The following is a 16,377-nucleotide window of genomic DNA, read 5'->3' on the forward strand; positions in this document are numbered from 1 at the left end:
GTAACATGTTTTTTAGACGTGATGGCTGCAATCAGCTGTCAGTCTACAAAAACAATAAGCAGACGTGGTGGAACGGCAGACACGCACGCTTGAGGGGCGTGTGAGCTTAGCTCGTGTGGGTTCAAATCCCATCGTCTGCATCGTACCGGCAAATTACTTCGGTAATTTGCTTTTTTTGTATTTCCAGTTCAATTAGTTGTATGCAATTGTTATTTATAAATCTATGACAAAAACACAACTAGGACGAAATTGCCGTCCTAGTTATGTGGTTTTGTCATTTTCGGTTATACTGTTTCTAAGTATTTCTTCTATTTGTCTATACGTTGAGTCAAACACATAGAAGATTGCATGGAAATTCTATCTTGATCAAAGGAGCGAGAACATGTCTGATGAACGATGGCTGCAATTGAGGAGACGCCGAAAAATCGAATTGTATCTTTGCTTGATCGTGGTTATGCCGATGGTCTACGGATTATGGTTCAATCTAATTTTTCTTATCAGATATACGACTTTACTTTTTTGCATTGCAGTACTCACGGCTCTCTATGAGTTGCTCAAACTTCTCTATGATAAAAGAAACCAAAAAAAGAAACTAGAGTCAGCAAATAATTGCTTTTCATTTAGACCGTCGTTAGTCAGGTCTCACTAATTAACAGCACTCGATTGACCAGTAAAAAAGAATGAACTTGTCTATAAAAAGACACAGACAACCGAGCTGTTTTGGTTTAAACATTGTTTGGTAAATACGTGCAGGACACTTTCTTGATCCTTTAGTATTTTTACACCATTCTCATCGATCTCCCCCTTAACATATACGTACGAATAAAATCATAAAAAAGGAGAAATAAGATGAAAAAAATCTGTTTCGTTTTGACTGCAAGTAATGGGCTCAGTTATACCACATTGTCACCAGCGTTCTTTTTTGCAGATTATTCTGAGCTTAAGAATTATTTCGCCAATGATTATGATGTCTCAATCAATTATTTCCGCGATAAAGACCAAGTGGATTATTTGGTTGTACCTGATCCATTTGTCCCGTTTGACAACGAAAATGATCTGCCGATCATCAATGTCCCAGCCAACTATTTTGTTACAAAAGACTATGAACAAATAAAAAACACACTAGCTGCGTTTTTTATTAACAATCCCTAACTATCCCAGTACAATAGCTACGGCTTTGAGCCAATCAATCGATTACAGGAGTTCATATTGAAAAATCAAATAAAGCTACATTATTACCCAAAAGTTTGGGCATCTTTACTCTATTTACTACTGATTTTTTTGGCACTATTTGCCTATTTATCAAAATATCTAGATATAACCTTTTTTACAGCGATTTACCCCGACTTTTATTTACACATTTCCAATTTCTCTATTAGCTTGATCATTGGTCTGCTAGGGTATTTTTGGTTATTGATGGGCGTCAAATTCACCTATACTCTCGGATTGACTATTTTCTTGCTGATTGCCAATTTATTAAGCGAAACGGTATTAGGCGTTATGAATACCCCCGATCCCCTAGACATGTTTTTTGGATTTGTTGGTACCCTGATTGCTGCTGTTCTACTGTGGGTGATCTCTAAATTTGGTCTCAAACTTGCAGCCGAAGAATCTCAGTAACTTTCTGCTTATGAATCTTTGGAAAAATAATTTGGTAACGAGACGCTTACTTGCTCTTTATCAAGCAAAAGGGGTTATTTTGACAACTAATGGCAGAATCAGCCTGTAAAAAGCAGCTTCTGCTCACTGACAGACGCTCGATCCATGCGCATGACGAAAGCTCTTTGCTCCTCAATTCTTTATGAGAAATTTTTTCAGATCTGTTTTCAGATTTCGATCACTAAAGTTAACGACCTAACGACCTACACTAGCAGCTACGCTGCTTTTTTGTTACTCTCTCTATCTTTCATGCGATTGAATAGGCATTTTAAAACTTATACTTATGATATAGTAATAAAAAAGAGACTAGGAGTTGATCGTATTGGATCCTTTTGAATCTGTTGCTGCAAGACTGACCGACTTGAACATTTCCTTTGAAGTGATCGAACACCCGCCTGCAAGTACAACTGCGGAAGCAGACAGCTTTATTGCTGGAATTGATGGGGTTCGAACAAAATCGATGTTTTTAACCAATAAAAAAAAGACCGCCTATTATCTCCTAATAATGGACGATCAAAAACGGCTTGATCTAAATCTGCTCAAAGAAATCACTGGTGAATCACGAGTCAAATTAGCTTCTCCTGATCTTTTGTGGAAAAAAATGCACTTACCACCTGGCGTTGTCTCCATATTTGGGCTCTTAAACAATCCAGAGCGAGATATTCAGATTTTCTTTGAGCGCGAAATCACTAAAAAACCACGAATGAGTTTCCATCCTAATACAAATACCAAGACGATCTTCCTTGCTACCAAGGATGTATTCAACTTTTTAACGGTCAATGGCTTTTCTTATCAGATCATAGATATCTCCTGATTTTCATGGGGTTGTGCTGGAATCAGTCCGCACAGCCCTGATACTTTTTACTGGCATCTATTTTGTCAAACCCGCCAGTCACCCCTCATCAATGTGCACAAAACTTGCTGCCCGGCAAACTATCATCTAAAAGGTATTTTTTGCTTCACATCCGCAACTGACTTTCAAAAACAAAAAAGGACCCGCTGACGGGTCCCCGCTTATTTTTTTGTCATTGATACTTTCATTAATTGATGTTTCCAGACGGATTGGACGCCATATAATCCAATCGCAAGAATACCAATCAATGCCAAGTAAGCAAATTTCGCCATTGGATCGATGCCATAATTAGTCATAAATGGGTCTTGAACAAATAGTACCAGCAAACTAGTTAAAATCAATGAAACCCATAGCGTATTCATCAGATGCCACCATTTCATGTTCCTGCACTCCTTTTTTGATATGCCAAGTATCTCATAAAGCCGATCTTTCCCCATCCGTCTTTAGATTGAAACTGCTATCAAGGATTCAAAAACATCAAAAGCTATCATTTTTACCTAGTATTCCATTTTGACTTGGATGCCATTTGGATCCAATAAAGCCAAACGCCTACTTGATTCAAGAGTAAGGGATACATTTTCCTTCTCAAGATGCGTGAGCAATGACTCAAAGGCTTCTTTGTCTGGGAGCACAAAGGTATAATAAGCCAATCCTAGATCATTGTCTGCCATAGGAGTCACACCTTTGCCCATCCAAGTATTCGAGCCAATATGGTGATGATAATCTCCTGCCGCAAAAAATTTTGCTTGGTTCCCAAAATTATTTTTTAAGCTCAGTCCTACGACTTGGGTATAAAAAGTTTCTGTCTGGGCTAAATCAGCAACTTTTAAATGAACATGTCCCACAATAGTGCCTGTGGGGAAACTTGATTGTTGGCTGTCTGCTGCTGCGACAACCCCCTCTGCATCCATTTCTTTTGTGATTCCAACAATTTCGCCATCTTCTCGAATATCCCATTCAGATTTTGGTTTATCACGATACACTTCAATCCCATTCCCCTCGGGATCTGTTAAGTACAATGCTTCGCTGTAGCCATGATCACTGGCGCCATCGATCGGTGCATTGCTTTGCAAATAATGGATCAATGTATTGCCTAAATCCTTGCGAGTTGGCAAAAGAAAAGCGACATGAAACAGTCCTGTCTTCCTTGTGAGAGGTAATGGATTTTCGACTTTGATCAATTCAAGCAGTATTTTCTCTGTCGTACCTAAGCGAGCTGTCTGCTGATTTTTTTCGATCAATGATAGTCCGATCACTTGAGTATAAAAAGCAATCATTTTTTCTAAGTTGGCTACTTTTAAGACAACTTTCCCAATTTGAGTCTGTTCATGAAGTTGAAATTCTGGAATAATCACCGTCATAGTTTCTGCTCCTTTTCTCATCTCGAATGGATGACTTGTTACTTTAATAATAACACTAACTTAAAGTAAGTAAAGAGATTTGCTTGACTAGCAGAATTCTTCATTTTTTTCCAAAATACGCATCCTTCTCCCAAAGCGATCGGTGGCTGTCTCAATTTGTTGATAGCCCAATTTTTCATACAAACCTGTCAGCTGAGTGACAATATAGTACGTATCAAAACCGATCTGATGCAAGCGTCGTTCTGCAGCAGATACCAATTGCTGACCAAGATGATTGCCGCGATAGCTGGGAGCAACATACACGGTCGCAATAAAAGGAGCGACTTGAAGAGGGACAATATCCTCTTTGACGATTGTACAAAATCCAGCTAATTGATTGTGGGCAACAGCCACAAAAACGCCTTCCCAGTCGTTATAGCTTCTCTGACGCATCTTATTTGCTACAAATGCAGCAGCTTTCCAATCAACGCTGGCAATTTGATCCGCATAAGTCAACCAGTTTGGTTGATCTTTTTGCAAAAATTTAATTTCCATTTCAAAACTCCTTCCTTATTAAAAACTAAGCAGCATTCGCATTATTTTACCACTTTCGGCTTGATAATTGTTTTTTCGGAAACCCTTTTTGGCGTAGTTGGCTTCTCTAATATAATAAGTTCTTATAAAGCACAGACGAGATAAAAACTGCTGGCAAGTCCCCTCCAGGCTGCCAGCAGTTTTTATCTCTTATTTACTTTCTGATCCATCAATACGCATCATTGTAGATTCAGAACTGTTGATTGTTATTGAGTATGTTGGTCCAGAGTGGTTTGTCCAATGAACTAAAATGTTTAAACACCGTACTTTCGCCATGTTTTCTCTCACCAAAGCCCCACATATCGATTGCTCCAACTGCATAGTCCTTAGCGATCAATGTTTCTAGAAAACTTTCTGGCTGCAACTAATGACTGCTACTGCGTAATTCTTCTATGCCAATAGAAAAACCGCCGCCATGAGAGTGGTTGAAAAGAATAAACGGCACTGGCTTTTTCTCATAAGGATAGGCAAAATAAGCCGACACTGGTTCTTGTTAATTGAGATCTAACAAAAACTTTTCGAGACAATCGTTTTCTCATAAAAGAACTTTCTTTCAAGAACTATTGCTTCCTTTCTCTCAAATGATCCAAACCTTTGCAACGTTTGCCGCTGTTTCACGAAAAACCACCATGAAGCACGAGAGGCTTACCATTTTCTTTAGAACGGTCAACTTCAATCCCTTGGCTATTCTCGATATGGAAGGCATTTTCAACATCGACTAATTCTAAACGGTCAAAATGGATATTTTTAGCACAGCCAATGTAGAATCCTTGACTAGTCATCTCTTCCATTCCAGTCATCATAGCTGGTTTTCCGGGTATGGGCTCTTTTGCCATGGAAATTGCTACTTCATGAAACGAGATATCTGAAATGAATTGTTCAGATAAACCATAAATAAAACCAGCAGCAGCATGAACATTTCGCGCGCTGATATTGGCAAAATGAATTCTCCTAAACTGAGGAGTCTCTTCAGAGATTGGGTAAGGATTTTTATCCCAAACATACTTTTCTTTTCCTTTAGGACCACAAAAATAATACAAATTCAGCGTAAATGGGCAAATCACATTGTCCATAATTAGGTTATTCACCCGAATATCCTCAATAATCCCGCCGCGTCCTCTACGAGATTTCAAACGAATGCCCCGATCGGTGTCTTGGAAAATACAATTCGAGATTGTCACATTACGAATGTCTCCGCTCATTTCACTTCCTAGAACGACCCCGCCATGACCATGGAGCATTTGACAGTTGCTGATCGTGATATTTTCACAGGAAACTCGTTCTTTTGTCTCTTCTGTTCCAGATTTAATGGCAATACAATCATCCCCTACATCGATCAAACAATTGCTGATACGAACATTCTTACAAGACTCCGGATCAATGCCATCAGTATTTGGCGAATCTGCAGGATTTTTGATCTTAATATTATCCACAGTGATGTCTTGGCATAAGATTGGATTGACTGTCCAGCTGGGAGAATTGACCAAACAAACATCTCGCAATGTGATTTGCTGACAGGAATCAAAACTAATCAGTTTTGGTCGCGGATATTCTAACTGCTATGGATGATTGCGAAAGATATCCCACCATTTCTGACCTTGACCATCTAACGTGCCAAAACCTGTGATTGCAATATTTTCGGCACCGTCGGCATAGATGCAAGAAGCATAGACATCCCGTTTCACCCCTTCCCAACGAGAAACCACCACTGGATACTCTTTGGGATCATCCGAGAATCGAAGAACAGCTCCCGGTTGTAGATGGAGTTCAACATTACTTTTTAACATCAGTGAACCTGTTGGATACATACCCGAGGCAAACGTCAACCTCCCTCCTCCTGCCTGATGAAGCTGATCGATATACTTTTGGATTGTTGCCGTCACTGACTTTTCATTTAAATAATCGTTGATGTCAATACTAATTTCCATTCTTTTCCCCTTCCTTCTTTAAAGATTCTATTAAAAGGCTAGTTTGCACAGCTGTGCAAATCCTTTAAAGCGATCTGAATTTTTTGATCGAGATTTCCTTTGACTTGCTGAACGAAATTTTGCTGATTTTGGACCAATGTTTTCTGAATATCCTTATACGTGCGATGATAAATGAAACTGCCAAACTCTATTATTAAAACGCTTCCAATTATAGAAACTGGAAGGAAAATGTTATAAAAAAAGGTTGAATGTTTCCGAATAGCCCTACCCTTTTCATGAGATTCCTCCTGTAATTACTGAAAGAATCATTTCTTAAGATATGTCCATTCTAGCATAAAAAATTTCGTGTGAATACAGGTTCAAAGAAAAAAAGTTAACGTGTGCATTATTGATATATTGACATTCCTCTCTTTAGGATATATGCTAAAACCAATGAGAAAGTCGAGGGATAAGTATGGTCACTATCAAAGATATTGCAAAAATCGCAGGCGTCTCCCATACCACGGTTTCAAGAGCGTTAAATGACAGCCCACTAATCAAGCCAGCCACAAAAAAGAAAATTGGTGACATTGCGCGTTCTTTAAATTATACGCCGAATGTCAATGCCAAAAGTCTGGTCAATCAGAGGTCGTATATTATTGGCCTTTACTTTTCTAATTTGTCGGCAGGTACATCGGATCGCTTTTTGGTTGAAGTGATCAAGGGAATCAATACCACCCTACCGCCAGAGTATCGCTTAGCGGTCCACGATATGACGACCCTCACCAGTCCAGTTGAGGACTTGCCAAGGATGGATGGCATCATCGTTATGAGTCAAAGCGATCAAGATGACACTTTCATCGAAGAAATCAGCCACTTAGATTTGCCGGTGGTCGTTCTCAATCGACAAATTGATAGACCATCATTTTTAAATGTCACAAGCAATGATGCGCAAGGCGTTTATCAAGCCATTGACTACGCGATTCAGTTAGGCTATAAGAAAGTTGCGATCATTGAAGGTAAGCCAACTTTTCGTTCCAGTATAGAGCGTAAGAAAGGCTTCATGCGGGCTCTTGCTGAGCACGGGCTAGCGTTTCCAACAGAATACGCTGTCACTGGAGACTATTCTATCGAGAGCGGTCGAAAATGTGCCCAACAATTACTTGAACTTGCAGAGCCGCCAGAAGTGATTTTCTGTTCCAACGACGACATGGCCATTGGCGCAATCAACACTTGTCTTGAATATGGTCTTGCAATCCCTGCCGATATCGCCATTATTGGATTTGACAATGTCCCGTTTTCAAAATATACGAATCCCCCGTTGACGACCATTAGCAAGCCCGTTTTTGAAATGAGTCAGCTTGGGGCACAACTGCTGCTAGATTCAATCAACGGCTCTGTTTCACAAAAACAATACCTTTTAGATACAGAACTAACAATCAGACACTCCCTCTAGCATTCGCTTCTTGAATGCTTTTGGCTGTTGCTTAAAAATGTTAACGTGTGCAAAAAATGGCAGACGTTCATTATAAATCAATGAATATTGGAGGTTACAATGAAAAAAATAACTGAAATGACTCATCCTACTCGCAAGTCGGAAAAAGTGATTCAATTCGGCGAAGGAAACTTTATGCGAGGCTTTTTTAACTGGCAGCTACAGCAGATGAATAATCAAGGTCTCTTCAATGGCAACGCTGTTGTGGTGCAACCAATTCAACAAGGTCTAGGTTCACTATTGGCAGAGCAGAATCATTTATATACCGTAATTTTAGAAGGATTAGTAGATGGCCGGCCTGTCCAAACTTCTGAGATCATCACGACGATTAGCCGCGTATTGAATCCTTATGAACAATGGCAAGATTATTTAGCTCTAGCTGAAATTAATGACTTGGACATCATTGTTTCCAATACGACTGAAGCAGGAATTGCCTTTGATCCTCAAGATAAACGGACAGATATGCCGCCAAAAAGTTTTCCGGCTAAATTAACTGCGCTGCTCTATCAACGATACCAAGCCGAAAAATCAGGTTACACGATCATTCCTTGTGAGTTGATCGATCGAAATGGAGAAAAATTAAAAGCGTGTATCCAACAATATTGCTCACTGTGGCAACTGGAGGACAGCTTTCATACCTGGTTAGAAAATGAAAACACTTTCTGCTGTAGTTTAGTCGACCGAATCGTTCCTGGCTACCCCCATTCAAAAGCTGAGGAGTTGAATCAATTACACGGGTATGAGGACCGTCTGATGGTCACTGCTGAACCATTCATGCTGTGGGTGATCGAAGATCCTTCACATACCGTGTCTCAGAAGCTGCCATTACCAGCCGCGGGGTTAAATGTTATCTTCACTGAAGACCTAACGCCCTACCGTGAACGAAAGGTGCATCTTTTAAATGGCCCTCATACAACAATGGTCCCTCTGGCCCTTCTAGCTGGTTTGGCAACGGTTGAAGAGGTGATGCTTGGAAATTTGTCAAGTATATTGCAGAAAATTTTTTTGAATTTTTTTCGACACTAAAAAAAGCCTAAAATCAAGGCTTTCCCTTGTTTTTAGACAGCACAAACTAGAGGTACCCCTTTTTCTTTTTAAAAAATTTGTACCTCTTTTTTTTAATTATGAAACAGATATTCATGCACTGGATTGATACTGATCTAATGCTGTACAAAAACCAAAAATCCGACGTGGACGAGTATTGATCAAATACACATAATGATCTAATTCTTCTTGTGTCACTTGCGCAATATCTTTTCCCTTTGGAACATATTCACGCAATAAACCATTCGTATTCTCATTTGTCCCACGCTGCCAAGAACAGTAGGGATCCGCAAAATAAACGGGTACCTGTAACTTTTCTTCTAACTCTTCATAATTTGAAAATTCTTTCCCATTATCTGCTGTTAATGAACAAACAACCTCATTTTTTAACATATCAAGTAATTGTTTTGTAACAGTCGCGGCTTTTCGATCAGGTGCGACTTGTGCCAGTAATTTACGAGAACAACGATCAACCACCGTCACAATTACTGAATTGGTTCCTTTCGGACCAACCATGGTATCAATCTCCCAATCGCCCAAGCGTTTTCTTTCTTCAATCTCTTTTGGTCGATCATGAATACTTCTGCCGCCTTTCATTCGATTCACTTCAGAAGATCGTTTAATCGGTTTACCTTTTCTTCGTAGCTGTAAAACAGAGCCGACTTTTCCATCACGAATATACCGATAGATGGAACAAAAACTAGGAAAACTCCGTTCCTGTTTCCGATAAACACCACTAATACTCATCGGCGACCAATTCAAAGACAACGACTGATTGATTTGTTCTTTTACTTCAGGTGTTAATTTCTCACACGTTTTTCTTGAAGAGAGTCGTTCCTCTGAAGCTGCTTGTGCATAGGCGGGTTCATATTGTCCATCTTCTTTTGAATTTCGTTTTACCTCTCGACCAATAGTAGAATCACTTCGACCTAACAAACGACCAATCTTTGAATAACTGAATCCTTGACTCAAATAATAAGCAATCGAATTACGCTCAAAATCGGTCAAATGTGTATATTTTTTCAAGAAAGCCTCCCCTTCTTTCTTTTTTTTAGAAAAGCATACCATAATGTGTCGTTTGATGGTATACTTGCACTAAAAAATGCTAGTAAAAGGAATGAAAATTTATGGAAAAAATCGAAAAAGGCATTGCAGATATTGAAAAAATACGTCGAATTTTAGCTGCACAAACAAGCAACCGAATTGCCCGAGAAACAGGAATCACAAAGTCAACCATAGAAAAATTAAAAAGTGGTGATCGAGCAGTTGAAAAGCTAAATCTTGCCTATGCAATTCGACTAACAGAATACGCTATCCAACAAAGTGCCCCTATTATTGAAATATGGGGGAGAAAACCCCGTAAAAAATAAGAAAGGTGAACGCTATTTATGAAACAAACACTTGAATATGTCGAAGAATTTTATCCAGTTTGTCAAAATCCAGATAATAAGCTGTCTAAATTCCATGTCCTAATAGCCTTTATTGCGAATAAAACGAAGTGCAGTTATACGCTACAACAGGATGTCGCACAATTACGCAGAAAAGAAAGACGAAAATTAGATCAACTTATCCAACATTGGCAAAACGAAATAGATAAAAAACCAAATGATCTATGTAATCTATCTATTCAACTCAAAAAATTAGAAAAAATATTAGCTGAAACTTATCCACCATCCGGTGAAATCATCCTTTACACAATTGGAATAGAAGGAACGTACCTATCTTATTTTAATGAAAAAATTTCTGAAACCTATTGGCCTGTAATATATAATGCTATACAATAACAAAAAAAGATCTATTCCCAAGTAACTTTGTGAGGAATAGATCCTTTTTTTTTGCAATTCCATAGTATTTCAACAATTAGTGTAAAGAAGAAATTCCACCTGCAATAAATGAACTATTGGAAAGATCTCTTCTTCTATCTATATCAATTTCTACTAACTTTTTCCAATAAGTCTCTGCTTCCGTAGTTAATTTTAATCCCTCAAACGCAAACATTAGATTTAAATCATTCACTACTTTTCCAATAATATTATTTAGCGCCAGACCCTCAGTTTCTTTTTTTGAACTTTCATTAATAGCTTCACTCAAAAGTGAAGTTACTTTATTCCTCAAATTTACTGTCATTAATTGATCCTGATTGATCCTGTCTTTTAAACCAATCAATAACGCTATTTTCTCTTTCTTATTCATTCTATTTCTCCATAAATCCAAATGATTAATAAAATCTGCCTGGATATTTGCAACGACCACCATTAAATCCTTGGACTGCACAATTTGTAATCTGATTGACTAAACCATTAGAAATATCCCCCCATTTTGCACGACAATTACCTACTGCTAAATGCCCATTTTTACACTCAATATTCGCAAGCCCTGGTGGTGTAGACCAAGAATCGGCCGAAACAGATTCACTAGTCACAAATAGTCCAACAACAATAACCCCTATACATGTAGCACCGTAAATTAGTAATCGGTTCATTTTTTCTACCTCCAAATTTCATATCTGTTTCTAATCAACTCAGGTAAATGGCTGTTCACAAAGCAAATTTTTCCCGATTGATCCATTGACTCCTTTCTGCCTTGTAACACCCTTCACAATTAGGATTGTGACACAAAAAATCCTAAAAAAACAGTCTATTCTTTTCACAATAGTTGGTGTAAAATATTAGTAATTGGTTATTTTTTATAATCTAACTTCCTTTAAAACACTATGTTTGTTTTAAATTATCATTTTTAATACGCACTTCTTACATAATACACTTTGATTGCATCGATCTTTTGTTCGACTACTTTTACTTGTAAAACTACAAAACGTGTAACATCATTCGCATGTTCTTCCCCAAAGAGTAAATACTGCGTTGGATCGTCTACATCTTGTGTCACCTGGTGAAGCTTCCCTGTTGTTTTCATTTCTACATGCGGGTCTACATCGATACTATTGTCTTTGATACAACGATCCGTCATATATTCCCGCACTGCTTGATTCCGTTTATACACATCGGTGAAATTGCTCCATTTTCTGGCAAAGTCTTTTAAAAAACTTTTTGTCGTCTCATCCATTTGTTCTGGCAATTCTTCTAATACACTATTTTGAGCACTTCTTTCTGTACTTTGAAACGTCTCTTTTGTTTCCTCTACTGCTCCAATCGTTTCTTCTGTCGTAGTTTTTTGTGTCGCTTGTTCTTCAGAAGAAAACCAGCCACAACCAGAAAGCCCAATCAAACACAAATAACTAACTACTAGCAACATTCCTTTTCTCACAACTTTATTCACCTACCTTTTTTATTTCACTTTGCGAACTAGACTTCGAATTTTGGTTTGATTGTACGTACGTTGGTACCGTGCCATAATCCGACCTTGCTCGGCATTTTGTTCTACTGTTGAGAAACTTTGTCCACCATTTGATACATCGGTGATAATGCCTGTATGTCCCCAAATACCAGGAGATAATGCTCCACCTGCTTGCCAGTTGATCACATCCCCTGCTTGGAGATCACTTGGTTTTGGATTCATAATGACTTGCCAACCATACGCCGCCCAATCGTAATCTTCACCAATATACATAGCGTAAGAATGTCCAGACCCCATTAATTGTGGGCCACCTAATTGTGATACATACCACGCTGTACCGCCATAACATTCCCCATTATTCATGGTTTGACCAATGACTCGATCTAAAATTTTTGCATTGCCCTTACTTTTGCCCGCAATCGCTGTGCTTTTTGTAGGTAACGTATTCCAATGCTTGATCGCAAAGTCGTCGTACTCGGTCAAATGATAGGATTTTATAATACTCATTGCGCCTTGATAGTAGGCACTGCCTTCAGTAATTCCTGCCGCCGCATAGCCTCCACGACCTAGAATCAATAAACAACTCCCAGGATCTTTATTGCCCACGCATTGATTAAAGTTGCTTTGACTCGCCACCATAAAGCCGTAATAGTCATAACAAGCTTTCAGGTTCGGAAACTTCATATAGAAGCCACCTTCAGAACCACCAATCCCCCGTGCAGAACCTTGTGGATAGGGACAACCAGGAAACCAGGTAATCCCAAAGAAGTTTGTATCGTTTCTTCCAGATTGTGATTGTCCATAAGCCGATTCATAACCTAATTGAGAAAGAATCACACTTGGTAATAACTGATACTTTACCGCTGCACCGACTGCTGCTTGCGCATGTTCATCTGTGATTGGACCACGTCCTTTAATCTCTGGAAAAATCGGCAATCCTTCGGTATATTCCCCATTAAAAGCGACAGCTAGACCTGTAGAACTTCCCATAGAAGAAACGTTCCCGCCAGCCATCACCACCACTAAAAAAACAAAACCGACCATCATTGCCCCACAAAAACCAATGATTTTTTTCATCAACGAATCGCCTCAATCGCATATTTTTCTTTCTCCATCTTGCGTAACGTCAATTCATAATTCATTGTCAACCGTAAATTTGTTTCCTGATCTTGATAAACCACTGCACATTGTACCTGCACTTGATCCTCTTTTAATGCAAATTGTGTATTTCTCAATTCCACAAAATGCATCGGTTGACGAATCGGCACAATATTTTTTCCATAATATTTCAACTCTTCTTGATCCGCTTGTGGATAGATCGTAAAAAAAGTTTGTAAAAATTTTTCTAATGCTTCTTGCTCCTCTGGTTTCACACTGGTTGTCTGAAAATCATCCTCTACCTCAACCATTGCTTTTTTGATATTACTTGCTAAAACAGGTAATTTTACAACCGAATACTGGTTTTCTTTTCGATACACTTCAATCATATAGGAACGTTCTTTCATTTGATTTTTTACCCCTAATACCACATGAAACGTCACACGATACGTATTTTTCTTTTCTTCTTGTTCCTCAATTTCCCAAATGGTTACATCTTTCACTTGAATGTCTTGTTTGAGTTCTTTGTCAAATTCATTATCCAAACGTACTCCTTCCGCAATATACCCTTTTAACACCTCCTCACGAGACAAATCCGATTGTTCTTGTACTGTAAAATAGACTGTCACAAAATTTTTGACATAATTTTCCAGACCAGATACATCTTTCAATTGTTTATCAATCACTTTTGTTTCATGAATCGTATGCACATCACGTGCAGTGAAATTGTTGTAAATACCAAAACCAACACTAAAGACTAAAAAACCCCAACCTAAAAGAAAAAAGAAACGCCGTTTACGCGCTCCTTTATAGCTTTCCTGTTTCCAACGTTTCTTTTCTTTTTTATCCCCCGATCGTTTTTCTTTTGTCTTTGCCTGTTTTCTTTTACCTAAATGCATCGTCCTCCTCCTTGTCTATCTCTTTCTAAACCTTTTTTCCTTTCTCTCCGAAGAATTTTTCGCATCATTCAAACGATCTTTCCCCTTCATTAACTGTCGATCAAAAACAAACGTCTTCGGACGAGAAACAGTCGCTGATTGTTTCATCGGTTTTTCTTCATATAACTCAGAACTTCTTGGTGTTTCCGATACGATCCGTTTTTCTTTTCCGCCTAAATGCGAAACCAATGGCTTATCCGATTGTTTCCTTTCCGTCGAACAAATCGCAGAAGCCCGTATTACTTGTGGCTTTCTTGCTTCTTTTTGTTCATTGATCGTTCCTTGTTTCAAACCGTTTCTCCTCAACGGTTGTTTCATCGAGTGCATTGCCGTTGCTTTCTTCTTCAATGCATCATTCAACACACGATCTTGTCTTGCATTTTGTGCCATTTGGCGTACAGTTTGCCGTTGCTTTTCTTTTTGATCATCCGATAACACTCCCTCACGAGCTTCATATAAATTTTGTTGCCGCTGTTGCGCCAATTGCCGACGTTGTCCTTGACGATTTTGTTCTTGTATTCGACCGGCTAAATAATCTTGACGCATTTCTCGACCTTTATATTTCGCATTTGTAGGCACATATTGAAGCGAACGTTTGACTTGATCCCATTTACCTGTGACATTTTTCGGCATTTCACTAATGGCAGAAACTTTCTTCCCTACACGTTCCATTAACGGTATCGTAGAAGAAGTTCCTGGACGTTTTATTCGTTTCGTTCCAAGTAATGCGGTACTTGCTATTGCCGCACCACCTAGCCCACCAGCCATTCCGCCTGCAATACGACGTGTAAATCCCCGGCTCAAACTACCTAAAAACATCCCACGAAGAAATCGGCCTGTTCGATCCGCTGCCCGGGTTTCAGTACCACCAATCCGCATAAATCCTAACAATTCATTGACACGCGTTGCCGCTGAGAACCATAAAGAAATCTGCAAAAAACTCGACCAAATATAGCCTTTCTCTTTGGTTAAAGCATTCAACTCATGACTGATTGAGAAAATAATCGTCAAAATTAATGTAATCCCCATTTTAGTAAACAACAACTGAAAGACTTTTTGTAAAGCTGTTCCTAATATACGACTTGAACCTGGAAACAAGGAGAAAATCATCGCCACTGGTAAAAAGCCTGCATATAACAAAAACAACACTTGTGAAGCAATTAATACAATCGTTAGAATGGCGACACTTAAACTAATGACAATGTTCGCAACCAAAACAAGAAAGACCATGCCAAAACGTAAATAGACTTTTTGAACAGACAAATTGCCATTGTTCTTATCCTCTACTTCTTTTTCAATCAATTCATTTCGTTTTTCATCTTCTGAATAAGGCGACTCTTTTAATAAAGCACCAATCCGGTCTTCTCCCACTTTTTCTGTGTCATTATCCCCAAATTGTAGAATTTTCCACGGTTCCTCAATTTGAAGGGAAAATAAATTTTCCCGAATCGCTTTCGTCGAAGACCCTCCTTTTGAATCCCCTAACGAAACATTTTTTGCAATGTCCAACATTTCTGTATTTATTTCTTGTTGCACCGTATTCACTTTATCTAAATACGATCTCGCATTCATGAAAAAAACTCCGCAACAAATAAATGTAAACAAGAACACCAAGGCTTGTTGGATTGCTTGTGTTGGGTGTTGCTTAACAACCGCTTGATAAACTACGGAACATCCTGCTAATGCAATCAATAAGCCCCCAAAAATAGGGACAAGACCGGTCGAAAGCATTCCACCTTTATCTATACCGGCAATCGTTTGAATCGTTTTTGCTAGAGAATCCACCATATCCGAAATAAAATCTAATTCAAACGCTTCTTGTACCACAAAACCTAAGAAATAACAAAGATACACATTTAACATCCAAAAAATATTTGTAATCGCAAATACCGCATAAATCACCGTTTCAGAAATGCCCTCGCCCCACTTCCACGGGAGCCAATTCCAAGACGTATCCACGTAAAAATCTAGGTTATAGTTGTCTAATGGGTATTTTTCGAAATTGTATAGCGCATCTTTCCCGCCTAAACTTTCTTTTACCCAACCAGCCGCTTCTGTTGGAGAAGGAAAACAAAGAAACAAAACCATTATTACAAGCAAAGAAAGCCAAATCATTTTTCGGCGCGTCAACCAAAACCATAATTTTTGTTTCATC

General features: G+C 38.7%; 17 protein-coding genes, 1 tRNA gene and 2 pseudogenes. 8 read left to right on the forward strand and 12 right to left on the reverse strand.

Annotated features, from left to right (window positions below):
• Window positions 1–58: 58 nt before the first annotated feature.
• The 4 genes from EG2_RS07295 to EG2_RS07315 all read left to right on the forward strand — a co-directional run bounded on the left by EG2_RS07295 (window position 59) and on the right by EG2_RS07315 (window position 2,473).
• Window positions 59–140 (forward strand) — tRNA-Leu (locus tag EG2_RS07295).
• Window positions 141–849: 709 nt separating this feature from the next.
• A complete protein-coding gene (locus EG2_RS07305) occupies window positions 850–1,152 on the forward strand; it encodes a hypothetical protein (RefSeq protein ID WP_060814173.1) in 303 nt (100 codons plus the stop codon).
• Window positions 1,153–1,209: 57 nt separating this feature from the next.
• Window positions 1,210–1,620, forward strand: a complete 411-nt coding sequence (locus EG2_RS07310) for a hypothetical protein (RefSeq protein WP_003127172.1) — start codon at window positions 1,210–1,212, stop codon at window positions 1,618–1,620.
• A gap of 361 nt (window positions 1,621–1,981) precedes the next feature.
• Entirely contained in the window at window positions 1,982–2,473 is a 492-nt protein-coding gene (locus tag EG2_RS07315) for a prolyl-tRNA synthetase associated domain-containing protein (protein WP_060814174.1), read from the forward strand.
• A 200-nt stretch (window positions 2,474–2,673) separates the two neighbouring features.
• Here EG2_RS07315 and EG2_RS07320 read toward each other — a convergent pair whose 3' ends face one another.
• The 5 genes and pseudogenes from EG2_RS07320 to EG2_RS07335 form a co-directional block, all read right to left on the reverse strand.
• Entirely contained in the window at window positions 2,674–2,892 is a 219-nt protein-coding gene (locus EG2_RS07320; protein ID WP_005472469.1) for a hypothetical protein, read from the reverse strand.
• 117 nt (window positions 2,893–3,009) lie between these two features.
• On the reverse strand, window positions 3,010–3,873 hold the full coding sequence (locus EG2_RS07325) for a VOC family protein (protein WP_060814175.1): 864 nt from the start codon (window positions 3,871–3,873) through the stop codon (window positions 3,010–3,012).
• Between the two features lie 87 nt (window positions 3,874–3,960).
• Window positions 3,961–4,407 carry a GNAT family N-acetyltransferase gene (locus EG2_RS07330; protein WP_060814176.1) on the reverse strand — a complete coding sequence of 149 codons (447 nt, stop codon included), beginning with the start codon at window positions 4,405–4,407 and terminating at the stop codon, window positions 3,961–3,963.
• A 229-nt stretch (window positions 4,408–4,636) separates the two neighbouring features.
• Window positions 4,637–4,810: a hypothetical protein gene (locus EG2_RS18795; protein WP_156424233.1), complete on the reverse strand. Its 174-nt coding sequence runs from the start codon at window positions 4,808–4,810 to the stop codon at window positions 4,637–4,639.
• A 250-nt stretch (window positions 4,811–5,060) separates the two neighbouring features.
• Window positions 5,061–6,374, reverse strand: a pseudogene (locus EG2_RS07335) (glycoside hydrolase family 28 protein).
• Between the two features lie 454 nt (window positions 6,375–6,828).
• Here EG2_RS07335 and EG2_RS07340 point away from each other — a divergent pair.
• Window positions 6,829–7,809 carry a LacI family DNA-binding transcriptional regulator gene (locus tag EG2_RS07340; RefSeq protein WP_060814177.1) on the forward strand — a complete coding sequence of 327 codons (981 nt, stop codon included), beginning with the start codon at window positions 6,829–6,831 and terminating at the stop codon, window positions 7,807–7,809.
• Window positions 7,810–7,908: 99 nt separating this feature from the next.
• A pseudogene (locus EG2_RS07345) lies at window positions 7,909–8,835 on the forward strand (tagaturonate reductase); the annotation flags it as partial.
• A 150-nt stretch (window positions 8,836–8,985) separates the two neighbouring features.
• Here the strand turns inward: EG2_RS07345 and EG2_RS18345 are convergent.
• Entirely contained in the window at window positions 8,986–9,918 is a 933-nt protein-coding gene (locus tag EG2_RS18345; RefSeq protein WP_123853240.1) for an IS30 family transposase, read from the reverse strand.
• Between the two features lie 101 nt (window positions 9,919–10,019).
• On the opposite strand from EG2_RS18345, the gene EG2_RS07355 reads away from it, so the two are divergent.
• Both EG2_RS07355 and EG2_RS07360 read left to right on the forward strand, forming a co-directional pair.
• Window positions 10,020–10,262, forward strand: coding sequence for a hypothetical protein (locus EG2_RS07355; protein ID WP_219924625.1), 243 nt, complete (start codon window positions 10,020–10,022; stop codon window positions 10,260–10,262).
• 18 nt (window positions 10,263–10,280) lie between these two features.
• On the forward strand, window positions 10,281–10,676 hold the full coding sequence (locus EG2_RS07360; protein ID WP_060814178.1) for a hypothetical protein: 396 nt from the start codon (window positions 10,281–10,283) through the stop codon (window positions 10,674–10,676).
• A 76-nt stretch (window positions 10,677–10,752) separates the two neighbouring features.
• Here EG2_RS07360 and EG2_RS07365 read toward each other — a convergent pair whose 3' ends face one another.
• The 6 genes from EG2_RS07365 to EG2_RS07390 all read right to left on the reverse strand — a co-directional run bounded on the left by EG2_RS07365 (window position 10,753) and on the right by EG2_RS07390 (window position 16,376).
• Window positions 10,753–11,085: a hypothetical protein gene (locus EG2_RS07365; protein ID WP_060814179.1), complete on the reverse strand. Its 333-nt coding sequence runs from the start codon at window positions 11,083–11,085 to the stop codon at window positions 10,753–10,755.
• Between the two features lie 25 nt (window positions 11,086–11,110).
• Complete coding sequence (locus tag EG2_RS07370) at window positions 11,111–11,374, reverse strand: hypothetical protein (RefSeq protein WP_060814180.1); 264 nt, start codon at window positions 11,372–11,374, stop codon at window positions 11,111–11,113.
• 254 nt (window positions 11,375–11,628) lie between these two features.
• Window positions 11,629–12,156: an EF0163 family protein gene (locus tag EG2_RS18350; protein WP_082709535.1), complete on the reverse strand. Its 528-nt coding sequence runs from the start codon at window positions 12,154–12,156 to the stop codon at window positions 11,629–11,631.
• A gap of 21 nt (window positions 12,157–12,177) precedes the next feature.
• Window positions 12,178–13,200, reverse strand: a complete 1,023-nt coding sequence (locus tag EG2_RS07380) for a glucosaminidase domain-containing protein (RefSeq protein WP_374188596.1) — start codon at window positions 13,198–13,200, stop codon at window positions 12,178–12,180.
• A gap of 62 nt (window positions 13,201–13,262) precedes the next feature.
• Entirely contained in the window at window positions 13,263–14,183 is a 921-nt protein-coding gene (locus tag EG2_RS07385; protein WP_060814181.1) for a conjugal transfer protein, read from the reverse strand.
• Window positions 14,184–14,198: 15 nt separating this feature from the next.
• Entirely contained in the window at window positions 14,199–16,376 is a 2,178-nt protein-coding gene (locus tag EG2_RS07390; RefSeq protein WP_060814182.1) for a CD3337/EF1877 family mobilome membrane protein, read from the reverse strand.
• Between the last annotated feature and the right edge of the window lies 1 nt (window position 16,377).

Origin of the sequence: Enterococcus gallinarum NBRC 100675 (assembly GCF_001544275.1) — a bacterium.
Taxonomy (GTDB): Bacteria; Bacillota; Bacilli; order Lactobacillales; family Enterococcaceae; genus Enterococcus_D; species Enterococcus_D gallinarum.